This is a genomic window from Zavarzinia compransoris, from assembly GCF_003173055.1.
GTDB lineage: Bacteria > Pseudomonadota > Alphaproteobacteria > Zavarziniales > Zavarziniaceae > Zavarzinia > Zavarzinia compransoris.
The window spans coordinates 1,084,280-1,106,589 of the sequence record NZ_QGLF01000001.1 but is presented as its reverse complement, the minus strand read 5'-3'; the positions used below and the strand labels follow the sequence as shown (position 1 = coordinate 1,106,589).

The window sequence follows — 22,310 nt, the reverse complement described above, 5'->3', positions numbered from 1 at the left end:
GCATGTTTTCCTCATGCCAAGGCGGCGGGTGACGCATGCGCCCGCCCCCGGGGCCCGCTTCCGCGTTGCGGCCGGCGCAATTCGGGTTAATCCTTGCCCACCGTCCGAGCACCCGGAATGACCATGGACTTGACCTGCTATACCTACGAGGGATGGGCGCCGCGCCTGCGGCCGGCCTCGCACAAGCGCGACTGGATGGAGGCGACGCCGGAGCGATTCGCCTATCGCTGCCTGCCCCTGGCGATCGCCAATGCCCATGGCTGGGAGGTGCTGAGCCCGGTCGGCTTCGCCGCCCGCTGGACCGGCGGCCCGGGGGTGGAGGCGGTCGAGATCAGGCCGGACCCCGGCGCCGATCCGCAGCGCCTGCCGGTCTCCCTGTTCGGCCACGGCACGGTCACCTTCCATGTCGAGGGCCTGTTCCGGACACCGCCGGGCTGGAATCTCTGGGTCGGCGGGGCGCCGAACGCGGCGAAAGACGGTATCGCGCCCCTCGGCGGCGTGATCGAGACCGACTGGTCGCCCTATACGTTCACCATGAACTGGCGCTTCACCCGGCCGGGCCATTGGATCCGCTTCGAGGAGAACGAGCCCTTCTGCTTCCTTTTCCCCGTCGAACGCAATGCCTTGACCGCGACCGAGGCGCGCCTCCGCCCGATCGACGAGGTGCCCGAGCTGAAACAGGCTTTCGAGACCTGGAGCCGGTCGCGCGACGCCTTCCAGAAATGGGTCGACGAGACCAAGCCCACCGCCCCGGCCGACAAATGGCAGAAGCTCTATTACCGCGGCGTCGGGCCGGACGAGGCGCCGGGGCCGGCCGACCATGTCTCGAAACTGCGCCTGCCGCCCTTCGTGCAGGCGGACGGCCGCGCCTGTCCCCATTACCAGCAGGCCGCCGCCGCCGCGCCGCCGCCCCCGCCGCCCGAGCCGGCGGCCCCCGCGCCCGATCCGGCCATCGATCTCGCGCTGCGCCGGCGCGACTGGATCATGCAGGTGGCGGAGCGCCAGCGCCTGCTGTCGCCGGCGGAAGCGGTGCCGCGCATCTGGCGGCCGTCGGCCAATGAATTCCTGGAGAATTTCTACGCCCCCTCGCGCCCGGTGGTGATCGAGGGCGCGATGGAGGGCTGGCCCGCCCTGGCGCGCTGGACGCCGGATTATCTGGCAAGGACGGTCGGCGCCGCCCCGGTCACCTTCCAGGGCGACCGGGACGGAGACGGCGATTTCGAACTCTACAAGGACAATCACGCCCGCACCCTGCCGTTCGACCAATTCATCGCCAGAATCGCCGGGCATAGGGGCAACGACGCCTATCTGACCGCCTATAACAGCGCGGCCAACCGGGAGGCCCTGCGCCCGCTGGAGAATGATCTCGGCTATCTCGACGACTTCCTGACCCGGCAGCACGGCATGATCTGGATCGGCCCCGCCGGCACCTTCACGCCGCTGCATTTCGACCTGACCAACAACCTGCTGGCCCAGGTCGTCGGGCGGAAGGTGATCACCCTGCTGCCGCCGTCGGAAACCCCGCGCCTGGCCAATACCCGCCACGTCTTCAGCGACGTTCATGACGTCGGCGATGTCGAACGGCTGAAGCTCTATCCCGACGCCCGCTTCGCGGCGCGGGTGGAGGTGACGCTCAGCCCGGGCGAATTGCTCTATATCCCGGTCGGCTGGTGGCATCAGGTGCGCTCGCTCGATTTCAGCGTGATGCTGACCTACACCAATTTCCATTGGGCGAACGATGCCTATGTCGATTTCCCCGCCGCCTGAGCGGCGTCGCATCCCGCTCACGCGGGAATTTCCCCTTGCGGCAATTTGCGCTAAGCCCGCGGGGTCGTTGCGCTTGCGGAGCCTTTCGATGCCGGCCACCCCCTCGGTCCTGTTCGTCTGCCTTGGCAATATCTGCCGCTCGCCCCTGGCGGAAGGGGCGCTGCGCGACCTTGCCGCCCGCAGCGGCGTGGCGGTGGCGGTCGATTCGGCCGGCACCGGCGACTGGCATGTGGGCGACCCGCCGGATACCCGGGCGCAGCGCGTCGCCCGCCGCCACGGGGTGGAGATCGGGGGCCTGCGCGGGCGCCAGGTCGCGGTGGGCGATTTTCTGCGCTTCGATCATATCGTCGCCCTGGACCGGCAGAATCTGGCCGACCTGCGCAAGGTGGCGCCGGCGGGGGCGACCGCGCGGCTCTCGCTCCTGCTCGATCACGTGCCGGGGCGGGAAGGGCAGGCGGTGGCCGATCCCTATTACGGCGACGAGGCCGGCTTCGACGTCACCTGGGCCGAGGTCCGCCTCGGCGCCGAGGGATTGCTGCGCCTGATCACGGGCTGAAGGGCAGGACCAGGGGCACCAGCAGCACGGCGGCGACCAGGGTCAGCACCGACAGGGGCACGCCGACCTTGACGAAATCCATGAACCGATAGTTCCCCGGCCCGACCACCAGCGTGTTCACCGGCGAGGAGACCGGCGTCATGAAGGCGGTGGAGGCGGCCAGCGCCACGGTCATGGCGAAGGGATAGGGCGACAGCCCCATCTCGCCGGCGATGGCCAGGGCGACCGGCGCCATCAGGACCGCGGTCGCCGTGTTCGAGATGAACAGGCCGAGCCCGGCAGTCAGGGCGAAAAGGGCGGCCAGGGCCAGCCGCGGCCCGGCCTCGCCGAACAGGGCGATGAAACCGTCCGCCGCCAGGGCGATGCCGCCCGTCTTCTGCAGGGCGAGCGAGAAGGGCAGCATGCCGACGATCAGCACCAGGCTCTGCCAGTGGATCGCGCGATAGGCATGGGTCATGTCGATGCAGCCGAACAGGCCGAGCAGCAGGCAGCCGATCAGGGCTGCGATCACATTGGGCACCACGCCGCCGACCATCAGGGCGATGACCAGGGCCAGGATGCCGAGGGCGAAGGGCGCCCTGTTCCCGGCCGGCAGGACGTCGTCGACCTCGACCGGCAGGGCCAGGACGACGAGATCGGCCAGATCTTCCTGTATCTTCCGGATCGCCCGCCAGGGCCCGGCGACGAGAAGCGTATCGCCGGCGGCGAGCGGGCGGTTCAGCACATCCTCGGCCATGGCCTTGCGGCCGTGGCGCAGGCCGATCACCGCCAGGTCGTGGGTGGTGCGGAAGCGCGCCTCGACCACGGTCTTGCCGAGCAGCCGGGAGGTCGCGGGGACCATGACCTCGGCCAGGCCGATCTCCTGGCGCCGATCGGCGAAATAGCGCCCGGTCAGGGGCAGGCGCTCCAGGCCGTAGAGACCGGTCACATCCTCGATCGTCACCTGCGGGCGGAAGACGTCGAGCATCAGGACGTCGCCCGCCTCGAGCACCGTCTCGGCCAGGGGCCGGATCAGGCGGCGGCCGAACCGGGGGCCGCGCTCGATCGCGATGATGTTGACGCCCGCGGTGGCGCGAAGGTCGAGGGCGCGCAGCATCTGCCCGGCCAGGGGCGATCCGGGCGGCAGGCGCAGCCGGTATTCCCGCTTCTCCAGCGCATAATCCTCGATCCATTCGGCCAGCCGGGGCCGGCGACGGCGCGTCGTGCCCGCTTCGGCGCCGCTGCCCGGCGCCAGCAGGCGGCGCGCGAACAGCATATAGACGATGGCCAGCGCCAGGATCGGCAGGCCGAAGGGCGAGAAGGCGAAAAAGCCGAAGCCGTCCAGCCCGTGGCGCCGCAATTCGGCGTGCACCACCAGGTTGGGCGCTGTCGCCACCAGGGTCATCATGCCGCTGATCAGGGCCGCGACGGACAGCGGCATCAGCAGGCGGGCCGGGGCGATGCCGGCGCTGCGCGCCACCCGCAGCACGACCGGGATGAAGATGGCGACCACCCCGGTCGAACTCATCACCGAGCCGACACCGGCGACGAGAATCATCAGGAGCACGATCAGCCGCGTCTCGTTGTGGCCGGCGCGGGTGATCAGCAGGTCGCCCAGGCGCTGGGCGACGCCGGTGCGCACCAGCGCCTCGCCGATCACGAAGAGGGCGGCGATCAGCACGATGCTGGGATCGGCGAAGCCGGCCAGCGCCTCGGGCGCGGTGATCACCCCGGTCAGCGGCAGGGCCACGATCATCAGGAGGCCGACCACATCCATGCGCGGCCGGTTCAAGGCGAACATGGCGACGGCGGCCAGGAGCAGGGCGAGGACAAGGGCAAGGTCGACGGTCATGGCCGGGAGGGTAACCCGGGGCGGTGCCCCGGGTCGACCGCGAAGGCCGGTTTCATGCGCCCGGGTTGACAGGGCGGGCGGCGGTCCTCATCTATGGGGCATGAGGACGACCGCAGCCATCCTCCGCCGGCTTCTGCCGATCGCGGATCTCTAAGCCCCCGGCCCGGCCGTTTGCGCCCCCGTGCGGGGGGCCGTCATCTGCCGGCTTTCGGCCGGCCCCGGGGCGCCAGCGTCGTATTTCCCATCGTTCAGCTTTCCATCGTTCAACCACGAGGCGCCCTGCCGCGCCCTGCCCGGAGCACGCCTGTCATGACCCGGACCACAAAGCCCGCCCGGAAGCCCGCCATCACCGTCGGCACCGGGGACTACAACCGCCTGAGCGACCTTGCCGCCGCGATCGAGGACCGCAACCCGGTGCTGGCCGCCGAGCTTCAGGCCGAATTGGACCGCGCCCGCGTCGTCGCCGACCACAAGGTCCCGGCCGGCGTGGTGCGCATGGGCTCCACCGTCGCCTTCGATACCGACGACGGCCAGCACCGGCACCTGCGCCTGGTGTTCCCGGCGGAGGCGGATATCGCCGCCGGCACCCTGTCGATCCTGACCCCGATCGGCGCGGCGCTGATCGGCCTGTCCGCGGGCCAGTCCATCGGCTGGACCGCGCGCGACGGCCGCCACCACGCCCTGACCGTGGTCAGCGTCGAGCCGCCCCGATGATTCGGGGTAGGCTGCACCTTCAAGCCTTGGCGGAGATCCGGCGGCCATGACCATCACCATGTACGGCATCAGGAATTGCGACACGATCAAGAAGGCGCGCCTCTTCATCGAGGCGCGCGGCCTCGACTACCGCTTCCACGACTATAAGGCCGAGGGGATCGCGCCCGCGCAGTTGAACGCCTGGTGCGACGCCCTCGGCTTCGAGACATTGCTCAATCGCGCCGGGACCACGTTCCGCAAGCTGCCGGAGGCCGAGCGCGCGGGCATCGACCGGGCGAAGGCCGTCGCCCTGATGCTGGCCCAGCCCTCGATGATCAAGCGCCCGGTGCTGGACCTCGGCGGCCGGCTCCTGGTCGGCTTCAAGCCCGAGATCTACGCCGGCGCCCTGGAGAAAATTTGACGATCGACAAAAACTTTGCGTTGACGTCTCCATGATTTCTAATGGGGCGACGGCCCGCAAGGGGCCGCCGGTTATGGAGAGGGCATCCATGCTCAACGAATTCAAAGCATTCATCATGCGCGGCAACGTCCTTGATCTCGCCGTCGGCGTGATCATCGGCGCCGCCTTCGGCAAGATCGTGACCTCGCTGGTCGACGACATCATCATGCCGCCGATCGGCGTGATCATCGGCGGCATCGATTTCTCGGGCCTCTACATCAATCTCTCGGGCGTCGAATATGCCTCGCTGGCGGCCGCGCGCGAGGCCAAGGCGGCGGTGATCGCCTATGGTTCCTTCATCAACGTGATGATCCAGTTCCTGATCGTCGCCTTCGCGGTCTTCATCCTGATCAAGGCGGTGAACAAGGTGATCGCGCGCACCCCGGCGGCCCCGGCCGGCCCGACCAAGACCGAGGAACTGCTGACCGAAATCCGCGACTCGCTGAAGGCGAAATAAACCCTGCGCGGGCGGCGGCAGCGGCCGCCGCCCCTCAGAAGGTGACGATCGGCAAGGTCGCCTGGAAGGCGTCGCGCTCGGCGATGCCGTGGAACCAGCGGCGCAGGGTGGGGTAGACGTCCAGCGCCTCGTTGCCTTCGGGGGTCTTGTCCACCCAGTGGATGACCGGCGCGAGGAAGAGGTCGGCAAGGGTGAGCTCGGCGCCGGCGAGATAGCGGTTGGAGCACAGCATCTCGTCGACCACGCCCAATTGCTCGCGCATGGCGGCGGCCTGTTCGGCGACGATCGCCTCGTCGGCTTCCCGGCCGTCGAGGGGGGCGACGAGACGCTGGGCGACCACGCCGCCGATCATCGTGTCGTAGAGATAGTCGGCGGTCGCGCTGATCCATTGGTCCATGCGGGCGAGCGCCAGGCTGTCTTTCGGTTGCAGCGGGGGGCCGGCCAGTTCGCGGTCGAGATAGCGGGCGATGGCCGGCGATTCATAGACCGTGATACCGCGAAAGCGCAGCACCGGCACCCGGGCGAAGGGATGGCGCACGCCGTCCAGCACGCCGCCCGGGATCATTTCGAAGAAATCATGCGCCTGGCCCTTTTCGGCGCAGACGAGGCGGGCGGTCCAGCAGAAGGTGCTGGTCGGAATGCCGAAGATCTGCGGACGGTCGGCCATCGGCTCGGTTCTCCCTCGATATTCCCCGTCTATCTGGGGGCGGCCCGCCGGCGTGAAAGGGGGGTGACGCCGAAACGGTGCATTCTTACCGGTTTTCAGGCTTACCCGTTTTCAGGCGTCCTGCACCTTGAGGTCGCGGGCATAGCGCCGGGCATTCTCGACGTAATGCAGCGCCTGCATGGTCAGGATCTGCACCTGGGTCTCGCTCAACTGGCGGATCACCTTGCCCGGGCTGCCCATGACCAGCGAGCCGTCGGGGATTTCCCGCCCCTCGGGGATCAGGCTGTTGGCGCCGATGATGCAGTTCCGGCCGATCTTCGCCCGGTTCAGGATCACCGCATTGATGCCGATCAGCGAATTGTCGCCGACGATGCAGCCGTGCAGCATCACCTTGTGGCCGACGGTGACATGGGAGCCGATCTCCAGGGGCACGCCGTCGTCGGTGTGGAGCACGGAACCGTCCTGGATATTGGTGTTCTCGCCGATCACGATGGGATCGTTGTCGCCGCGGATCACGGCGTTGAACCAGACGCTGGCATTCCGCTTCAGGGTAACGGCGCCGATCACGACGGCACCGGGGGCGATCCAGGCGCCCTCTTCGCGCACCACCCGCTTGTCACCCAGTTCGTAGATCATCGCGCTTTTCCTTATCGCCTGCATCGGGCGCAGGATGCCCCCGATGCGCGGCCGGGCGCAATGCCCTCAAGGTCGCGGTGAGGTGCGCCGGCGCAGCCAGCGCCGGCCGAGCACGCGGCTGGCCCAGACGATCAGCGCCGTGGTGCCGCCGTGCCAGATCAGGATCATGATCGAGGCGTCGAGATCGTGATAGAGGCTGAGCCCGGCCGCCGACAGGGCCGCGGTGCCGAGGGCGCCGACCGTGATCGTCTCCAGCGGCCAGGCCGCTTCCGCATGGCGCAGCATCCAGGCGAGGCCGGCGCCCAGCGGCAGGCTGGTGCCGATGATGACGACGAAGCAATCGAGGCTGTGGCCGGCGACGAAACCGTCCGGCCCGCGTTCGATCCAGTCGGTCAGGCAGCCGTGGCCGATGGTCAGCAGCCAGAGGACCACCGCCGGCAGAGGCAGCAGGCGCCAGCGCCGCGACCGGTCGGGCAGGGCCAGTTCGAAGGCGGCGATGATCGCCGTCACCCCGGTCGCGATGCTGGCCAGCCATTGCAGGGTGAAGCTGAGATCGGCGAAGCCGCCGAACAGGGAGCGGAGGCTGTGGCCCTGATTCACGGCGTGGAACAGGGTGAAGGCGGCGACCAGGGCACCGGCGCCGGCCAGCCAGAACGCTGCGCGCACCAGGGGCGGCCGCAGGCGCCGCACCGGCGCCGCCGACCCCGCCAGGGCCTCGATCAGACGATCCGTTTCCGCCGTCACCGCTACTCTCTCAACCTCTCTCGTCATCCGCTTCAGCCTTGCCGCCGAGGGCGGCGCGCAGGGCCTTGTAGGCCCGATGCGCCGCGACCTTCAGCGCCCCGACGGTCATGCCGCTCTTTTCCGAGGCCTCGCGCAGCGACAGGTCCTGGAACTTCAGCAGTTCGACCGCCAGGCGCTGGCCCTGCGGCAGCTTGGCCACCGCGGCCCGCAAAGCCTCGTGGTCGGGTGGCTCCGCTTCCGTATTCGCCGCGGCCATGGTGAAAGTTTCATCGTCCGGGGCGACCACCACTTCCCGCGCGTCCAGCCGGCCCTTGCTGCGCAGGCGGTCGACCACGCGGCGCCGCGCGATCGCCACCAGCCAGGGCATGAAGGGCCGGGCCGGGTCGTAGGTCTGGCGGACGCGATGAACGGTCAGCAGGATTTCCTGTACCACATCCTCGACATCGGCGGGATTGCGCAGATAGCGCCGCACCTGCGCGCGGAGATAGGGCGTGATCGCCTGCAACAGCGTGGCATAGGCGCGCCGGTCGCCGTCCTGCGCCGCCTGCATCAACTGGCTGAATGCCGCTGCCTGATCGCCGTCGCCGGCCATGCCCCATCCCCTTGGGCGGTCGTGCCTGCCGGCAACGCCCCGCCCGATTCAGGGGGCCAGAATACAGCGAAACGAAGGCATTTCGAGCGCCGTAACTTTTCACCGGCGCCGCCGAACCTGAAGATGCGACCGGGACCGACCGGTCCCTCGACCGACGATCAGGAGAATCACCATGTCCATTCTGTCCCGCACCGGCCTTCTGGCCGCCACGGTCGCCGCCGCGGCCGGCCTTGCCGCGACCGCCGCCCAGGCCGCCGACAACGAGAAATGCTACGGCGTCGTCAAGGCCGGCCAGAACGATTGCCAGACCGCGTCCAGTTCCTGCGCCGGCACCTCGACGGTCGACGGCCAGAAGGATGCCTGGATCCTGGTGCCCGCCGGCACCTGCGCCAAGCTGGTCGGCGGCAGCGCCGCCCCCAAGGGCTGATTTCGTGATCCGGGGGGTGCCGTTCGGGCGCACCGGCATCGGCCTCCGCGCCCCCCATGTCGCGGCGCTGGCGGCCCGGCTCGATGGTGGCGGGCCGCTGCCCGCCTTCGTCGAGATCCATGCCGAGAACCACATGCCGGGCGGTGCCGCCGACGACCGCCTGCTGGACCGGATCGCCGAGGCTTTGCCCCTGTCGGTCCATGGCGTCGCCCTGTCCCTGGGCAGTGCCGGCGGCGTGGACGAGGCCCATCTCGCGCGCTTCGCCGGCCTCGTCCGGCGCCTGCGGCCGGCGCTGGTCTCGGATCATCTGGCCTGGTCGGCCGGCGGCGGCCATTATTGGAACGACCTGCTGCCCCTGCCGCGCAGCCGCGAGGCGCTGGACGTCGTCGCCGCCAATGTCGCCCGGGTGCAGGACCGCATCGGCCGCCCGCTGCTGGTGGAAAACCCGTCCGCCTATCTCGATTTCGAGGGCGCGGCGATGGGCGAGGGGGAGTTCCTGGCCGCCCTGGTCGCGCGGACCGGCTGCGGCCTGCTGCTCGACCTCAACAATATCGTGGTCAGCGCGGCCAATCTGGACCTCGACCCCGAGCGGATGCTGGCGGCCATGCCGCTGGCGGCGGCGGGTGAAATCCATGTCGCCGGCCATGCCGTCGTGCCGCTCGACGACGGCGGCCATCTGCTGATCGACGATCACGGCAGCGCCGTCGGGCCCGCCGTCCTTGCCCTGCTGTCCCGGGTGCGGGCGCTGCGCCCCGACTTGCCCGTCCTGCTCGAACGGGACCGCGATCTGCCCTCGCTGGACGAACTTCTGGCCGAAGCGGCGTCGATCGACGGGGCCTTCGAGACGGAGCGGCGACGCCATGCCTGCGGCTGAACTGACATTGGCTGAAGTTCAGGCCGCCTTCGCCGAGGGCCTGCGCCGGGGCGCCATGCCGGATGCCCTGGTCGCTGCCGTCCGCGGCGGGCGGGTGCCGGCGGCCCGCCGCCTCCAGGTCCACCGCAACCATGTGCGGACCAGCCTGACGGCGGCCTTGGCGCTGCATTACCCGGTCGTCGCCCGCCTGCTCGGGCCCGCCGCTTTCGATGTTGTGGCGCAGCGCTTCCTGGCCGCCCGCCCGCCGGACGATCCCCGGCTCGCCCTTTACGGTGCGGGGCTGGATGACGTCCTGCGCGCTCAGCCCGAACTGGCGGCCCTGCCCATGATCGCCGAGGTGGCGGGTTTCGAATGGGCCCGCCACGGCGCCGCCCAGGCGCCGGCGGCCCCGATCCTGGAGGCGGCGACCCTGGCCGCCCGGCCCGCCGGCGACTTGGCGGGGCTGCGCCTGCGGCGCCTGCCGTCCGTCCGCCTGGTCGCTGCCCGCCACGACGTCGCCCATCTGTGGGCGATCAACCAGCCGGGGCGGGACGGGACGCCGGAACAGCCGCTGGACCGGCCCTGCCGTCTCGCCGTCTGGCGCGACCAGGCGGGGGCGATCCGGGCCGCCGACCTCGGCCCCGCCGAGGCCACCCTCCTTTCCGGCCTCGCGGGGGATGCCGCCCTCGGGCCGCTGCTCGATACCGTGCCGCCGGACGCGGCCGCCCCGGCCCTTGCCCGCATTCTCGGCCTCGGCCTGCTTTGCCTTGCCGGGACCGCCACCTCGATGGAGACCGCCTGATGATCGACGCCCTGATCGCCAAAGCCGCCCGCGTGGGCGAACCCCTGGGCCTGCTCGGCCTGCGGATCGGCCTCGGCCTCGTATTCTGGAAGAGCGCCAGCACCCGCTTCGACGGCTTCGGCATCAGCGACAATGCGATCTTCCTGTTCCAGGAAATTTATCGCGTGCCCCTGTTGCCGCCGGCCGTCGCCGCCTGGGCCGGCACCCTTGCCGAGGCCGGGGGCGCGCTGCTGCTTTTCGCCGGCCTGTTCACCCGCCTGGGCGCCTTGGCGCTGCTCGGCGTGACCTTGATGATTCAGCTGGTGGTGCCCTTCACCGGCGACGGGGTGAGCTTCAATGCGGTCGAATTCGCCCTTTGGGGCGGCGGGCTCCTGGTTCTCGTCGCCCGCGGCGGGGGCCTGCTGGCGGTCGATGCGATCGCGGGAAAATTCCTGCACCGGGGGTGAAACTGCTGCTATCCTGCGCCCTCTGACAGGAAGAGTGGCGGGGCGGCCATGAACGCAATCAAGAGATGCGCGCTGTGGTGCATCCTGGCAATGCCGGCGGCATTGCCGATGCCGGCCCATGCCGAATTGTCGTCCGCCGAATTGCCGCCGCTCGAATCGCGCGATATCGGCACGCGGCCCGCGCCCAAGGCGCCGCAGGACATGCTGCTGCCGGGCGAGACCCTGCGCAGCCGCTGGGCCGATCCCCAGCACCCCCAGGCCCCCGGCCGCGAGGCGAGCCTGCCCGCCGTCCCGGCCAAGCCGCGGGGCGGGCAGGGGCGCCCGGCGGCCGGCCTGCCCGCGCCGCTGACCATCACCCCGATCCCGGCGGCCCCCGCCCCGGTGGCGGCCCCCGCGCCGGCGCCGGCCCGCACCCCGGCCAAGCCGGCGAAACCGGGCAAGATCCGCTTCGGCGATGCGGCCTGCGACGGGGGCTATCATCTCGAAGGGGTCGCGGTGGATGCCGCCGGCCGGCCCTGCGGCCTGTTCTGATTTCGGTTTCCGATTGCGTCTTCCGGGGGTTGCGTTGGCGAAGAATGTGCGTATGGGCGAGGCGGCCCATCCCTGGGGGGCGGACGGCAACAGCCTTTGGCACGGCGGCCAGGATGACGCGGCCCCGCCGGCACCGGTGCCGGGCAAGGTCGACGGCCGTCTGGCGCGCTCCCGGCGGACGCGGGCGGCCGTGCTCGATGCCTTGATCGCCCTTCTCGAGGAGGGCGAGTTCAAGCCGCCGGCCAAGGTGATCGCGGAACGCTCGGGCGTGTCCACCCGCTCGGTGTTCCAGCATTTCCCCGACCTCGAAACCCTGTTCACGGCCGCGGTCGCCCATGGCGTCGAGCGCTATTCGCCCCTGGTCCAGCCGATCGGCCCGGATCAGCCGCTGAAGGCGCGGGTCGGGGCCCTGGTGCGCCAGCGCTTCGCCCTGTTCGAGAAGGCGGGCAATGTCTATTGGGCGGGGCAGATCGCGGCCCCCCTGTCGGATACCCTGTGCCAGACCTTCGCCCGGGTCGAATATGCCCTGCGCATCCAGATCGAGGTGACGTTCCAGCCCGAACTGTCGGGCCTGCGCAAGCCCCAGCGCGAGGCCAGGGTGGCGCGGCTCGCCGCCTTCACCGGCTTTCACGCCTGGTACGCCCTGCGCCGGGTCGAAGGCGTCGGCGAAAGTGCCGCCAAGGCGGCGATGGCCGAAACTTTCACGGCCTTGTTGCCAGAATGACGCCATTCGGCCTTTAAACCGGGACGAGTGTCAAAACTAATAGAGTTTCCGGGCGATTCGATGGCTGAAGGTCGTTGACGCCGCGATTGGAGCGTCCTAATAGCGAAGAATTCGGGGGAGTTGCGCCCCCGATGGGTCAATGACATCGACCGGGCCGCCGTAGGCCCGGCGGAAACACGATCGGTCCAGAAAGCAAGGACCGGCGGGGAAGGGGAGACTCGATGCTGCGGCACGTAGAGAATTTTCTGTTCAGGGTGAGAGCCTATATCCTGGCCTTCCTTGCCGTATTGACGGTGGTGATGGGCTATTTCGCCTCCCACCTGCACATGGATACCGGCTTCGAAAAGATGCTGCCGATCGGTCACGAGTATATCGAGACCTTCCTCAAGTATCAGGACGATTTCGCCGGTGCCAACCGCATCGTCGTCGTTCTCGAGAACGAGAAGGACAAGACGATCTTCACGCCGGAATACCTGAAGGTCCTGCGTGAGGCGACCGACGACATCTTCTTCATCCGCGGCGTCGCGCGGCCGACCCTGGCCTCGCTGTGGACGCCGAACACCCGTTACCTTGAAATCACCGAGGAAGGCATCGCCGGCGGCGACGTCATGCCCGCGGAATTCAAGGCCGACGAAGAATCGATGAACATCGTGCGCGCCAACGTGCTGAAGGCCGGCATCGTCGGCCGCATGGTGGCGAACAATTTCGAATCGTCGATGATCTCGGCCGAGCTTCAGGACATCGACCCCGACACCCGCCAGCGCCTGGATTATTTCCGCGTCGCCGCCGATCTCGAGGCTTTCCGCCAGAAGTACGAGAAAGACGGGATCTCGGTGAAGATCGTCGGCTTCGCCAAGATCATGGGCGACATCAAGAAGGGCGCCGAAAGCGTCGTGATGTTCATGGGCGTCGCCTTCCTGCTGACCGTCGCCATGCTCTGGCTCTACTGCCGGTCGTGGCTGCTCACCTTCGTCACGCTCTCGGCCTCGCTGTGCTCGCTGGTCTGGCAGTTCGGCATTCTCGACCTGCTCGGCTTCGGGCTCGATCCCCTGGCGGTGCTGGTGCCCTTCCTGGTCTTCGCCATCGGCGTGTCCCACGGCGTGCAGCAGATCAACATGGTCTCGGCCGAGATCGCCAACGGCAAGACCAAGGAACAGGCGGCGCGCGATACCTTCACCTTCCTTCTGGTGCCGGGCTCGATCGCACTCTTCACCTGCCTGGCCGGCTTCGCGACGCTCTACCTGATCCCGATCGGCATGATCCGCGAACTGGCGATCACCGCCTCCATCGGTATCGGCCTGAAGATCATCTCCAACCTGGTGATGTTGCCGCTGCTCGCCTCCTATATCGCGCCGACGGGCGAATATGCCCGCCGCGTGAAGAAGCAGATGGAGAAGCGCGAACGCGTGTGGCCCTATGTCGCCCGCATCGCCAAGCCGCGCAACGCCTGGATCATGGTCGTCGCCTGCGCCATCCTGGGCGCGACCGGCATCTATATCTCCAAGGGCCTGCAGATCGGCGACGTCCATGCCGGCGCCGCGGAACTGCGTCCCGACAGCCGCTACAATGTCGACACCCGCTATGTGATCGACAATTTCGACATCGGCGTGAACATCCTGACCGTGATCGTGGAGACGCCGGAAGGCGCCTGCGTCGATCACAAGTACATGTCCGTCCTCGACCGCTTCCAGTGGGAGATGGCGAACGTCGAAGGCGTGCAGTCGACGATCGGCCTGCCGCTGCTGGCCAAGATGGTCGGCTCGATGTGGCGCGAGGGTAACCTGAAGTGGTACTTCCTGCCCCGTAACACCAGCGTTCTCGCCCAGGCGGTCGGCCCGATCCCGACCTCGACCATGACCCTGAACACCACCTGCACCGTGCTGCCGCTGCTGATCTTCACCAAGGACAGCAAGGCCGTGACGATCAAGAAGATCGTCGCCGCGGTGAAGGATTTCCGCGCCAGCCCGGAGAACCAGCTGGAAGGCATGCGCATCCGCCTTGCCGCCGGTTCGATCGGCGTGACCGCCGCGACCAACGAAGTGGTCGAGGAGCAGGAAATCCCGATGCTGCTCTGGGTCTATGCGGTGGTGATCAGCCTCGTGCTGCTGACCTATCGCGAATGGCGCGGCTCGCTGTGCTGCGTGCTGCCGCTGATCCTGTCCACGATCATCGGCAACATGTTCCTGACGCTGGCCCAGATCGGCCTGAAGATCTCGACCCTGCCGGTGCTGGCGATCGCGGTCGGCATCGGCGTCGATTACGGCATCTACGAGTACAACCGCATCCAGCGCTACATGCGTCTCGGCAAGACGCCCTTCCAGGCCTATGAGCAGGCGCTGAAGGACGTGGGTTCCGCGACCATGTTCACCGGCTTCACCCTGGCCGTCGGCGTCTCGACCTGGAGCTTCTCGGCCCTGAAGTTCCAGGCCGACATGGGGATGCTGCTGACCTTCATGTTCATGGTGAACATGATCGGGGCGGTGACCCTGCTGCCGGCGCTGATCGCCGTGATCCAGCAGCTCTTCCCCAAGAAGTATCCGCCGCTGTCGGACGAAGAACGCACGGCGCTGATGCGCAGCATGCACTGAGAACCGGAACGGGGCCCGAAAGGGCCCCGTTCTCGTTTGGGGGGGCGGGCGGCCCTCAGCCGCCCATATGATCCCAGCCGGCCGGCCTCAGCCGCCCATGTGGTCCATATCGGGCGGGGGCAGCAGGGCGGCGGCATCGCCCAGGGAATCCGTCCTGGTCAGCGCCCGGCCGATCAATTGCGCGACGGTGACGCCGTATTCCGTCTTGACCTGCACCTTCACCGGCACGGCGCGCGGCAGGTCCGGGAAGCGCGCGAACCAGATATCGACCTCGTTCGGGAATTTCCGCGCGTTGGCCCGTTCCCAGTCCGGGTCGAAACCCTTCACCCGGCGATAGCGGATGACGCAATGGATCGCGTCGCCGGCATAGAAATTGTCGTCGTTGCCGTTCAGGTGGTCCGGGCCCTTGTTCTCGAAGGCGACGTCGTAGCGCCGCCGGCCGTCGAAGATCTTGAACGTCTGCTTGCAGATCTGGTCGTCCGCGCCGTTTTCGGCCGCCAGCATGGCGGCGGTCGACGGGTCGATGGCGCCGAGCAGGAATTCCGGCTCGACCGGGCGGCGGCCGTCCTGGTCGTTCGGCGGTTCGGCGCGGATGTCGACCGGGCCGTTGCGGTCATAGGTGACGTCGACCGAGCGGCGCTGGCCCACCCGCCCGTCATAGCGCAACTGGAACAGGGTGGGGCTGGCCTCGACCCCCATGGCCGGGACCAGGCTGCCGTCGACCCGGCTCTGCATCCGTGCCTTGAACAGGCTTTCCCACAGGCCGACGGTACGGGTGAGATTGTCCATGCGGTAGCGGCCGCCGTCGATCGTGGTCCTGGTATCGACCTCGACGATGGGCAGGCCGCCCAGGAAGACGCGATAGGTAAGGTCGACCCGGTCGGCGCCGCCGGCCAGCGCCGGGCTGGCGCCGGCGAACAGCGCGGCGGCGGCGAGCGCCAGGGGGGCAAGGCGGGGAAGGGTACGCTTCATCCTGTCCTCCATGGGGGGGCGGGGACCGTACCGAAGGGGCATGGTCTTTCACCGTCCGTCCTGATAAATCCTGCCCATGATCACCGGTTCCCGTCCAGCCGCAGCGGCGGCCTCGCTTTCTCCCGCCACCCAGGATCTGGCCAGCGGCATTCTCGCCGGGCAGCGGCGTGCCCTCGCCCGGGCGATCACCCTGGTCGAATCGACCCGCAGCGACCACCGCCTGCAGGCGGCACGCCTGATCGCCCATTTGCTGCCGGCGACGGGCAAGGCCATCCGCATCGGCTTTTCCGGCCCGCCGGGGGTGGGCAAATCGACCTTCATCGAGGCGTTCGGGACCCATCTCACCCGCTCCGGCCGCAAGGTCGCCGTGCTCGCCGTCGATCCTTCGTCCAGCCGCTCCGGCGGGTCGATCCTGGGCGACAAGACGCGGATGGAAACCCTCTCGCGCGAGCCGAACGCCTATATCCGGCCGAGCCCGTCCGGCGGCACCCTGGGCGGCGTCGCCCGGCGCACGCGGGAAGCCATGCTGCTGGCCGAGGCCGCCGGCTTCGACGTCATCTTCATCGAGACGGTGGGGGTCGGCCAGTCCGAGACCACGGTCGCCGACATGGTCGACCTCTTCGTCCTGCTGGCCAGCCCGGCGGGCGGCGACGACCTTCAGGGCATCAAGCGCGGCATCATGGAACTGGCCGATCTCCTGATCGTCACCAAGGCCGACGGCGACCTTCTGCTGGCGGCGCAGCGCGCGGCCTCGGAACTGCGTTCCGCCCTGCACCTGATGCGGCCCAAGGTCCCGTGCTGGCGGCCCAAGGTGCTGACCGTGTCGTCGGTCGCCGCCAAGGGGCTGGAGACGGTCTGGGACACGATCGAGGCGTTCCGCAGCGCCATGGACGGGGCGGGCGAACTGGCCCGGCTGCGCGCCGAACAGTCGCGCGCCGCCCTCTGGCGCGAGATCGAGGACGGCCTGATCACCGCCCTCAAGGACCACCCCCAGGTCGCGGCCGAGGCCCCGGCCCTGGAAGCCCGGGTGGTCGCGGGCGAGACCACGCCGAGCCTTGCCGCCGAACAGCTGCTGACCGCCTTTCTCGGCCGGCCCTTCCGCCCCGACTGACGATCAAGGGGTTGGAAGAGCGGCGATGAAGGCGAGCACCACTTTGGCCGCATTGTCGGCCGCGAAGGCGAAGAAGGTGCCGATCTCATTCTCGCCCTCGCCGCCGCCGGCCAGGTCCGACAGGCTGCGGAAGGCGATGAAGGGCACGCCGTTGGCATAGGCGACCTGGGCCAGGGCCGCCGTCTCCATGTCCAGCACCTGGGCCTTGAAGGTGTCAAAGACATAGGCGCGGAAGGCGGCATTGTCGACGAAGCTCTGGCCGGAAACCCCCTGGCCGCCGACCACCACCCGCGGCTGATGGTCGAGGCAGGTGCCGGGCAGCGTGCAGCGCGCCAGGTCGATCCCCGCCGCCACCCGGCGGGCGACGGCCAGTAGGGCAGGGTCGGCGGCGAACCAGAATTTATGCTCGATCACGTCCCCCGGCCGGGCGATGCCCACCCCTTGCGGGAACATCATGCCGAAATTGGCGAATTCCGCCGCCTTGTCGGCGGGCAGGCGCCAGCCGTCCCCGGCCTGCCGGGCCAGGACGTTCTCGAGATATTGCCCCCAGCGTTCCGCGACCACCACATCGCCGATAGCGAGCCCAGGGTCGACGCCGCCGGCGATGCCGCTGAAGACGATCGCCGTCACCTTGAAATGATCGAGGGCGGCCTGGGTCGACATGGCGGCATTGACCATGCTGATCCCGGAGAGGAAGAGCACGACCTTGTGCCGGCCGATGGTGCCGGTGACGAAATCGATGCCGGCGATTTCCTGCGTCACCGGATCCTGCACCGCCTGGCGCAGCAGGGCGAGTTCGGGCCCGAAGGCGGAAACCACCGCCAGCCGCGGGGCCTCGTCGGCCGCCGCCGGCGCCGCCGCCAGGGCGAAAAGAAGGACGAGGGCCGCCCGGGCCCGCTGCCAGAATGCCATGGATCCCCCGCCGCTTACGAAGAGGCGAGGACAGGATAATCGGTATAGCCCTCGGCGCCACCGCCATAGAGGGTTTCGCGGACGAGGCCGTTCAGCGGCGCATCGCGGCGCAGGCGCTCGACAAGGTCGGGATTGGCGATGAAGGGCCGGCCGAAGGCGATCAGGTCGGCATGATCGGCGGCCAGCGCCGCCTCGGCCAGGGCCTTGTCGTAGCCGTTGTTGGCGATATAGGCGCCGCGGAAATGCCGGCGCAGGGCGGCGAAGTCGAAGGGCTGGCCGTGGTCGCGGGCGCCGCCCGTCGCCCCCTCGACCACATGCAGGTAAAGGATGCCGCGGGCGTCCAGCCCCTCGGCGACGGCGAAGAACAGGGGTACGGGGTCGCTGTCGGCGATGCCGTTCGACGGCGTTACCGGGGCGATGCGCACGCCCACCCGTTCAGGCCCGATGGCGGCGGAAACCGCATCGACCACCTCGAACAGGAAGCGGGTGCGATGGGCCACCGGCCCGCCATAGGCATCGTCGCGCCGGTTGGCGCCGTCGCGCAGGAACTGGTCGATCAGATAGCCGTTGGCGCCATGGAGTTCGACCCCGTCGAAGCCGGCCGCCACGGCATTGCGCGCGGCCCGGGCGAAACTTTCGACCACGGCCGGGATTTCGCCGATGTCGAGGGCGCGGGGCATCGAGGTCGGCTGGAATTCGCCGTTCACGAAAGTCCTGGCCTCGGCCCGGAGGGCGGAGGGGGCGACGGGTGCCTGCCCGCCCGGCTGGAGGGCGACGTTGGAAACCCGCCCGACATGCCACAATTGAATGAAGATGCGCCCGCCCGCCTTGTGCACCGCCTCCGTCACCAGCCGCCAGCCGGCGACCTGCTCGGGCGTATGGATGCCCGGCGTGGCGTCATAGCCGTGGCCTTCGGGGCAGACCGGGCTGCCTTCGGAGATGATGAGGCCGGCGCCGGCGCGCTGGGCGTAATATTCGGCCATCAGCGCGGTCGGGACATTGCCGGGGCCGGCGCGATCCCGCGTCAGCGGCGCCATGACGATTCGATTCGGCAGGTCGATGGCGGCCAGGCGATAGGGCGAGAACAGGGAGAAGGTCCGGGTCATGGTTTCAACTCCACACCGGGGAAGCACTGAAAAGACCATGGGCCTGCCGGCCCCGTGCTACAAATGGCGGGAAGACAGGGCTCCACGCGCATTATGCAGGTGTCGGGCCTTGACGAAGCGGCCGCCGGGGTCTAGAAAGCGCGACTTCCACGGGGGGTGAGAACCTCCTGTGACGATGCACTTTTGCGCAAGGCGATGGGAGATACACATGGCGCGGCGCTGCGAACTGACCGGCAAGGGCGTTCTCGTTGGCAACAACGTCAGCCATGCCAACAACAAGACCCGTACCCGGTTCCTGCCGAACCTGGTCAATGTTTCGCTGATCAGCGAAGCCCTGAACCAGTCGATCCGCTTCCGCATCTCGGCCAATGCCCTGCGGTCGGTCGAGCATAACGGCGGCCTGGACCGTTTCCTGCTGAAGGCGCGCGACGCCGAGCTTTCCCTGAAGGCCCGCCGCCTGAAGAAGCTGGTCGCCGAGCGCACCGAAGTCGCGGCCGCCGCCTGAGCTTGACGAGAGTGACGATGATGAACGGCATCGGCAAGGCGGATCGGGGGTTCTTCCTGTTCTCCGTCGTCGCGATGGTCGCGATCGTCGTCGCTTCGAACATCCTGGTCCAATATCCGTTCGAGCCCTTCGGCCTGGCGGATTGGCTGACCTGGGGTGCCTTCACCTATCCGCTCGCCTTCTTCGTCACCGATCTGACCAACCGGCAGATCGGGGCCAAGGGGGCGCGGCAGGTCGTCTATGCCGGCTTCCTGGTCGCGGTGGTCCTGTCCGCCGTGCTGTCGGAGCCGCGCATCGCCGCCGCTTCGGGCCTGGCCTTCCTGGTCGGCCAGCTGCTGGACGTCACCGTCTTCAACAGCCTGCGCCGCCAGACCTGGTGGCGGGCGCCGCTCGCCGCCTCGGCGCTCGGCTCGCTGGTCGACACCGCAGTGTTCTTCTCGGCCGCCTTCGCCTTCTCCGGCCTGCCCTGGCTGGGCTGGGCCGCGGGCGACCTCGCGGTGAAGCTCGGCTTCGCCCTGCTGCTGCTGGCGCCCTTCCGCCTCTTCATCGCCTATTACCGCCGGCCCCTGGCGGCTTGAGCCGGGATCGCCCGGCACAGGTGTGATCGCCGTCATTGGCGGCACCGGCGAAGCGGGCCACACTGCTTCCATGCCTGAGAAAAGGGTATGGAACCGGCCATGGCGGCGTTCGATCTGACACCGGAGGCTGCCTTCACCCCCGCCGCCCGGCTGGAATTCTGGCTGAAGTCGCGATTGCTGATGCTGGCGCGGCTGCTGCGCGATGGCCTGCGCCCGCCCGGCTTCGCCTCCCGCCGGGTCCGGTTCCGGGGCGAGGCTGCGCCGCTTTGTGAAATCCGCACACCGCTCTATGCCGAGGTCGATCCGGCGGAGGCGACCCTGCAACTGGGCAAGGTGGAGAACCTGCGCGTCGTCGCCCGCCGTCTCGACGGGCTGGTGATCCGCCGGGGGCAGGTGTTCGGCTTCTGGCATCAGGTCGGCCGGCCCAGCCGGGGGCGGGGCTTCGTGCCCGGGCGGGAATTGCGCCACGGCTGCATTATTCCTACGATCGCCGGCGGCATCTGCCAGATGAGCAACAGCCTGCATCACGTCGCCCGCACCGCCGGCATGGCGATCCTGGAGCGCCACAGCCATACCAGTCCGGTACCCGGCGCCGCCTTTCCCCCGGGCGAGGATGCGACCGTGTTCTGGAATTATATCGACCTTCGCTTCCGGGCGCCGGCGGACGTGGTGCTGCACGCCCGCCTGACCGCGACCGAACTGGTCGTCGGCCTGGGGCGCCTGCCGTGAGCCGGCCTGCCAACAGCGACCATCAGCCGGGCAATTGCCTGACCTGCGGCAACGGCGCCTGCGGGATGAGCACCCGCGCCCCCCTGGTCCGGGGCGGCCGCCGCGCCTTCATCCTGGACGAGGTCTGGCCGGAATTCCGCGCCTTCCTGGCCCGGGAACGGGGCGAGGGCGATCAGGTGCTGGCGCCGGGCCTGTTCGGCCATGCCCGCTATGCTTGGGGGGCCGGGGTCGAGCGCGGCGCCGGCCTTGCCGCCGCCGCCCGCCATCTGGCCATGCGTATCGTCCGCGACCGCCCGGGGGCGCAGCGCCAGCCGGCCTATCTCCGCCACGACCGGCAGGTGTTCGAGGCTTTGCTGCGCCGGCTCGACTATCACGCCGACCGGCTGGTCATCGACCAGCGCTTCCTGCCCTTCGCGGCGCGGGCGGGGGTGCTGGGCGGGCGGCGCTACGATGTGCTGATGGTGCGCTATCCCCTGGCCGCCCTGCACGAACGCCTGGATGCCCTGGCCCTGGCCGAGGGCGCCAGCCCCAGCCTGAGCGATTTCCGCGCCCCCGGCGACCTGGTGCGGGACGAGGCGGCGGGGCTGGCCGGGGCCGCGCGCCTGGTGACCCCTCACCACGGCATCGCCGGCCTGTTTCCCGGCCGGGCGCTGCCTCTCGACTGGGCGCGGCCGGCGCCGCTGGCGGCCGCCCCCGGGGGCCGGGTCGCCTTTCTCGGGCCGGCGATCGGGCGGAACGGATTGGCCGTGGCGCGGGCCCTGGCGCGTGGACTGGCCGACCCTCTGATCGTCTTCGGTCCCGACCTCGAGCCCGGGGCATGGGCGGGGGTGGCGATCGAAAGGCGCGCCTTCGGTCCCGGCTGGCTGGACGGGATCGGCGCCATCCTGCACCCGGCGGCCATGACCGCCCAGCCGCGCCGCCTGTTGCAGGCGCTGGCGAATGGCGTCACCCTCTATGCGACCGAGGGGGCGGGACTGGCGCCCGGCGACTGGCAGCCCCTGTCCGCCTTCGACCCCGCCCGCCCGGCCCGCCGTTTCCCGACCCCTGCCGCCGGAGGCAGATCATGATCGAAGCCGCGAAGGCCTTCGCCACCAGGGCCCATGCCGCCGCCGGCCAGCGGCGGAAATATACCGGTGCCCCCTATATCGAGCATCCGGCCGCCGTCGCCGCACTGGTCGCGGCGGCGGGCGGCGATGCGGCGATGATCGCCGCCGCCTGGCTGCACGATGTGGTCGAGGATACGGGCGTGCCCCTGGCCGCGATCGAGGTAGATTTCGGCCCCGAGGTGGCGGAACTCGTCTCCTGGCTGACCAAGCCCGAGGCTTCGGGCGCAGGCGACCGCGAGGCGCGGAAAGCGCAGGAATGCGCCCATCTGGCGGCGGCCCCGGTGCGCGCCAAGGCGGTGAAACTGGCCGACCTGATCGACAATACCGCGACCGTGGTCGAGCGCGACCCCATCTTCGCCGCGACCTACCTGCGCGAGAAGCTGGCGGTGCTCGACGTGCTGGCCGATGCTGCCGGCGGTTCCGCCGTCGCGGCCGCCCTGCTGCCCCGGGCGCGGGCCATCGTCGAACAGGGGCTTGCAACCCTGTCGGCCGCGCGATAGGGGGCGCAAATCCGTCG

At 69.4% G+C, this 22,310-nt stretch carries 26 protein-coding genes; 18 read left to right on the top strand and 8 right to left on the bottom strand.

The window, feature by feature from the left end; all coding sequences use genetic code 11:
- The first annotated feature begins 117 nt into the window (after positions 1–117).
- Together DKG75_RS23200 and DKG75_RS05360 are read left to right on the top strand one after the other, a co-directional pair.
- On the top strand, positions 118–1,767 hold the full coding sequence (locus DKG75_RS23200; protein WP_208111947.1) for a DUF6065 family protein: 1,650 nt from the start codon (positions 118–120) through the stop codon (positions 1,765–1,767).
- A gap of 88 nt (positions 1,768–1,855) precedes the next feature.
- The gene (locus DKG75_RS05360) at positions 1,856–2,323 is read left to right on the top strand and encodes a low molecular weight protein-tyrosine-phosphatase (protein WP_109920006.1); all 468 of its coding nucleotides are present in this window, start codon (positions 1,856–1,858) and stop codon (positions 2,321–2,323) included.
- Here DKG75_RS05360 and DKG75_RS05355 read toward each other — a convergent pair.
- Entirely contained in the window at positions 2,313–4,154 is a 1,842-nt protein-coding gene (locus tag DKG75_RS05355) for an SLC13 family permease (protein ID WP_109920005.1), read from the bottom strand. The genes DKG75_RS05360 and DKG75_RS05355 overlap by 11 nt on opposite strands.
- A 309-nt stretch (positions 4,155–4,463) precedes the next feature.
- Between DKG75_RS05355 and rnk the strand changes: the two genes are divergently transcribed.
- The 3 genes from rnk to mscL all read left to right on the top strand — a co-directional run bounded on the left by rnk (position 4,464) and on the right by mscL (position 5,764).
- Positions 4,464–4,868 carry a nucleoside diphosphate kinase regulator gene (rnk, locus tag DKG75_RS05350; protein WP_109920004.1) on the top strand — a complete coding sequence of 135 codons (405 nt, stop codon included), beginning with the start codon at positions 4,464–4,466 and terminating at the stop codon, positions 4,866–4,868.
- Positions 4,869–4,914: 46 nt separating this feature from the next.
- Positions 4,915–5,268 carry an ArsC family reductase gene (locus tag DKG75_RS05345; protein ID WP_109920003.1) on the top strand — a complete coding sequence of 118 codons (354 nt, stop codon included), beginning with the start codon at positions 4,915–4,917 and terminating at the stop codon, positions 5,266–5,268.
- 88 nt (positions 5,269–5,356) lie between these two features.
- A complete protein-coding gene (mscL, locus tag DKG75_RS05340) occupies positions 5,357–5,764 on the top strand; it encodes a large conductance mechanosensitive channel protein MscL (protein WP_109920002.1) in 408 nt (135 codons plus the stop codon).
- 34 nt (positions 5,765–5,798) lie between these two features.
- Here the strand turns inward: mscL and DKG75_RS05335 are convergent, their stop codons facing one another.
- The 4 genes from DKG75_RS05335 to DKG75_RS05320 all read right to left on the bottom strand — a co-directional run bounded on the left by DKG75_RS05335 (position 5,799) and on the right by DKG75_RS05320 (position 8,403).
- A complete protein-coding gene (locus DKG75_RS05335; protein ID WP_109920001.1) occupies positions 5,799–6,431 on the bottom strand; it encodes a glutathione S-transferase family protein in 633 nt (210 codons plus the stop codon).
- 111 nt (positions 6,432–6,542) lie between these two features.
- Positions 6,543–7,067 (bottom strand): gamma carbonic anhydrase family protein, encoded by a 525-nt coding sequence (locus tag DKG75_RS05330; protein ID WP_109920000.1) that lies wholly within the window; start codon positions 7,065–7,067, stop codon positions 6,543–6,545.
- 66 nt (positions 7,068–7,133) lie between these two features.
- A complete protein-coding gene (locus DKG75_RS05325; protein WP_109919999.1) occupies positions 7,134–7,838 on the bottom strand; it encodes an NrsF family protein in 705 nt (234 codons plus the stop codon).
- Positions 7,822–8,403 carry a sigma-70 family RNA polymerase sigma factor gene (locus tag DKG75_RS05320; protein ID WP_208111946.1) on the bottom strand — a complete coding sequence of 194 codons (582 nt, stop codon included), beginning with the start codon at positions 8,401–8,403 and terminating at the stop codon, positions 7,822–7,824. The genes DKG75_RS05325 and DKG75_RS05320 overlap by 17 nt, the downstream gene beginning before the upstream one ends.
- 172 nt (positions 8,404–8,575) lie before the next feature.
- On the opposite strand from DKG75_RS05320, the gene DKG75_RS05315 reads away from it, so the two are divergent.
- From DKG75_RS05315 to DKG75_RS05285, 7 genes are all read left to right on the top strand, one after another.
- Entirely contained in the window at positions 8,576–8,830 is a 255-nt protein-coding gene (locus DKG75_RS05315) for a BufA1 family periplasmic bufferin-type metallophore (RefSeq protein WP_109919998.1), read from the top strand.
- A gap of 4 nt (positions 8,831–8,834) precedes the next feature.
- The gene (locus DKG75_RS05310; protein WP_243746444.1) at positions 8,835–9,704 is read left to right on the top strand and encodes an MbnB/TglH/ChrH family RiPP precursor modification enzyme; all 870 of its coding nucleotides are present in this window, start codon (positions 8,835–8,837) and stop codon (positions 9,702–9,704) included.
- Positions 9,691–10,485, top strand: coding sequence for an HvfC/BufC family peptide modification chaperone (locus tag DKG75_RS05305; protein WP_109919996.1), 795 nt, complete (start codon positions 9,691–9,693; stop codon positions 10,483–10,485). The genes DKG75_RS05310 and DKG75_RS05305 overlap by 14 nt, the downstream gene beginning before the upstream one ends.
- On the top strand, positions 10,485–10,931 hold the full coding sequence (locus tag DKG75_RS22650; RefSeq protein ID WP_133636778.1) for a DoxX family protein: 447 nt from the start codon (positions 10,485–10,487) through the stop codon (positions 10,929–10,931). Before DKG75_RS05305 ends, DKG75_RS22650 begins: the two co-directional genes overlap by 1 nt.
- A gap of 48 nt (positions 10,932–10,979) precedes the next feature.
- Positions 10,980–11,462 (top strand): hypothetical protein, encoded by a 483-nt coding sequence (locus DKG75_RS23705; RefSeq protein WP_133636776.1) that lies wholly within the window; start codon positions 10,980–10,982, stop codon positions 11,460–11,462.
- A 34-nt stretch (positions 11,463–11,496) separates the two neighbouring features.
- A complete protein-coding gene (locus tag DKG75_RS05290; RefSeq protein WP_133636774.1) occupies positions 11,497–12,186 on the top strand; it encodes a TetR/AcrR family transcriptional regulator in 690 nt (229 codons plus the stop codon).
- A gap of 221 nt (positions 12,187–12,407) precedes the next feature.
- A complete protein-coding gene (locus tag DKG75_RS05285) occupies positions 12,408–14,774 on the top strand; it encodes an efflux RND transporter permease subunit (protein ID WP_166646348.1) in 2,367 nt (788 codons plus the stop codon).
- A gap of 87 nt (positions 14,775–14,861) precedes the next feature.
- Here the strand turns inward: DKG75_RS05285 and DKG75_RS05280 are convergent, their stop codons facing one another.
- On the bottom strand, positions 14,862–15,746 hold the full coding sequence (locus DKG75_RS05280) for a DUF3108 domain-containing protein (RefSeq protein WP_166646347.1): 885 nt from the start codon (positions 15,744–15,746) through the stop codon (positions 14,862–14,864).
- A 76-nt stretch (positions 15,747–15,822) separates the two neighbouring features.
- Here DKG75_RS05280 and meaB point away from each other — a divergent pair, with 76 nt between their 5' ends.
- Positions 15,823–16,857, top strand: coding sequence for a methylmalonyl Co-A mutase-associated GTPase MeaB (meaB, locus tag DKG75_RS05275; protein ID WP_109919992.1), 1,035 nt, complete (start codon positions 15,823–15,825; stop codon positions 16,855–16,857).
- 3 nt (positions 16,858–16,860) lie between these two features.
- Here the strand turns inward: meaB and DKG75_RS05270 are convergent, their stop codons facing one another.
- Positions 16,861–17,769 (bottom strand): 5'-methylthioadenosine/S-adenosylhomocysteine nucleosidase, encoded by a 909-nt coding sequence (locus DKG75_RS05270; RefSeq protein ID WP_109919991.1) that lies wholly within the window; start codon positions 17,767–17,769, stop codon positions 16,861–16,863.
- Between the two features lie 14 nt (positions 17,770–17,783).
- Positions 17,784–18,875 carry an alkene reductase gene (locus DKG75_RS05265; protein WP_109919990.1) on the bottom strand — a complete coding sequence of 364 codons (1,092 nt, stop codon included), beginning with the start codon at positions 18,873–18,875 and terminating at the stop codon, positions 17,784–17,786.
- 208 nt (positions 18,876–19,083) lie between these two features.
- On the opposite strand from DKG75_RS05265, the gene rpmB reads away from it, so the two are divergent.
- From rpmB to DKG75_RS05245, 5 genes are all read left to right on the top strand, one after another.
- Positions 19,084–19,380: a 50S ribosomal protein L28 gene (gene rpmB, locus DKG75_RS05260; RefSeq protein WP_109919989.1), complete on the top strand. Its 297-nt coding sequence runs from the start codon at positions 19,084–19,086 to the stop codon at positions 19,378–19,380.
- Positions 19,381–19,397: 17 nt separating this feature from the next.
- Positions 19,398–19,958: a queuosine precursor transporter gene (locus DKG75_RS05255; protein ID WP_109919988.1), complete on the top strand. Its 561-nt coding sequence runs from the start codon at positions 19,398–19,400 to the stop codon at positions 19,956–19,958.
- Between the two features lie 99 nt (positions 19,959–20,057).
- The gene (locus tag DKG75_RS05250; protein WP_166646346.1) at positions 20,058–20,687 is read left to right on the top strand and encodes a VanW family protein; all 630 of its coding nucleotides are present in this window, start codon (positions 20,058–20,060) and stop codon (positions 20,685–20,687) included.
- Positions 20,684–21,754 carry a hypothetical protein gene (locus DKG75_RS22915; protein WP_166646345.1) on the top strand — a complete coding sequence of 357 codons (1,071 nt, stop codon included), beginning with the start codon at positions 20,684–20,686 and terminating at the stop codon, positions 21,752–21,754. The genes DKG75_RS05250 and DKG75_RS22915 overlap by 4 nt, the downstream gene beginning before the upstream one ends.
- Positions 21,751–22,293 (top strand): HD domain-containing protein, encoded by a 543-nt coding sequence (locus DKG75_RS05245; RefSeq protein WP_166646344.1) that lies wholly within the window; start codon positions 21,751–21,753, stop codon positions 22,291–22,293. The genes DKG75_RS22915 and DKG75_RS05245 overlap by 4 nt, the downstream gene beginning before the upstream one ends.
- The last annotated feature ends 17 nt before the right edge of the window (positions 22,294–22,310 follow it).

Excerpts from the sequence above, each read along its gene's own strand:
- DKG75_RS23200 (WP_208111947.1), top strand. The coding sequence starts at position 118 with ATGACCATGGACTTGACCTGCTATACCTACGAGGGATGGGCGCCGCGC.
- DKG75_RS05360 (WP_109920006.1), top strand. The coding sequence starts at position 1,856 with ATGCCGGCCACCCCCTCGGTCCTGTTCGTCTGCCTTGGCAATATCTGC.
- DKG75_RS05355 (WP_109920005.1), bottom strand. The coding sequence starts at position 4,154 with ATGACCGTCGACCTTGCCCTTGTCCTCGCCCTGCTCCTGGCCGCCGTC.
- rnk (WP_109920004.1), top strand. The coding sequence starts at position 4,464 with ATGACCCGGACCACAAAGCCCGCCCGGAAGCCCGCCATCACCGTCGGC.
- DKG75_RS05345 (WP_109920003.1), top strand. The coding sequence starts at position 4,915 with ATGACCATCACCATGTACGGCATCAGGAATTGCGACACGATCAAGAAG.
- mscL (WP_109920002.1), top strand. The coding sequence starts at position 5,357 with ATGCTCAACGAATTCAAAGCATTCATCATGCGCGGCAACGTCCTTGAT.
- DKG75_RS05335 (WP_109920001.1), bottom strand. The coding sequence starts at position 6,431 with ATGGCCGACCGTCCGCAGATCTTCGGCATTCCGACCAGCACCTTCTGC.
- DKG75_RS05330 (WP_109920000.1), bottom strand. The coding sequence starts at position 7,067 with ATGATCTACGAACTGGGTGACAAGCGGGTGGTGCGCGAAGAGGGCGCC.
- DKG75_RS05325 (WP_109919999.1), bottom strand. The coding sequence starts at position 7,838 with ATGACGAGAGAGGTTGAGAGAGTAGCGGTGACGGCGGAAACGGATCGT.
- DKG75_RS05320 (WP_208111946.1), bottom strand. The coding sequence starts at position 8,403 with ATGGCCGGCGACGGCGATCAGGCAGCGGCATTCAGCCAGTTGATGCAG.
- DKG75_RS05315 (WP_109919998.1), top strand. The coding sequence starts at position 8,576 with ATGTCCATTCTGTCCCGCACCGGCCTTCTGGCCGCCACGGTCGCCGCC.
- DKG75_RS05305 (WP_109919996.1), top strand. The coding sequence starts at position 9,691 with ATGCCTGCGGCTGAACTGACATTGGCTGAAGTTCAGGCCGCCTTCGCC.
- DKG75_RS22650 (WP_133636778.1), top strand. The coding sequence starts at position 10,485 with ATGATCGACGCCCTGATCGCCAAAGCCGCCCGCGTGGGCGAACCCCTG.
- DKG75_RS23705 (WP_133636776.1), top strand. The coding sequence starts at position 10,980 with ATGAACGCAATCAAGAGATGCGCGCTGTGGTGCATCCTGGCAATGCCG.
- DKG75_RS05285 (WP_166646348.1), top strand. The coding sequence starts at position 12,408 with ATGCTGCGGCACGTAGAGAATTTTCTGTTCAGGGTGAGAGCCTATATC.
- DKG75_RS05280 (WP_166646347.1), bottom strand. The coding sequence starts at position 15,746 with ATGAAGCGTACCCTTCCCCGCCTTGCCCCCCTGGCGCTCGCCGCCGCC.
- meaB (WP_109919992.1), top strand. The coding sequence starts at position 15,823 with ATGATCACCGGTTCCCGTCCAGCCGCAGCGGCGGCCTCGCTTTCTCCC.
- DKG75_RS05270 (WP_109919991.1), bottom strand. The coding sequence starts at position 17,769 with ATGGCATTCTGGCAGCGGGCCCGGGCGGCCCTCGTCCTTCTTTTCGCC.
- DKG75_RS05265 (WP_109919990.1), bottom strand. The coding sequence starts at position 18,875 with ATGACCCGGACCTTCTCCCTGTTCTCGCCCTATCGCCTGGCCGCCATC.
- rpmB (WP_109919989.1), top strand. The coding sequence starts at position 19,084 with ATGGCGCGGCGCTGCGAACTGACCGGCAAGGGCGTTCTCGTTGGCAAC.
- DKG75_RS05255 (WP_109919988.1), top strand. The coding sequence starts at position 19,398 with ATGATGAACGGCATCGGCAAGGCGGATCGGGGGTTCTTCCTGTTCTCC.
- DKG75_RS05250 (WP_166646346.1), top strand. The coding sequence starts at position 20,058 with ATGGCGGCGTTCGATCTGACACCGGAGGCTGCCTTCACCCCCGCCGCC.
- DKG75_RS05245 (WP_166646344.1), top strand. The coding sequence starts at position 21,751 with ATGATCGAAGCCGCGAAGGCCTTCGCCACCAGGGCCCATGCCGCCGCC.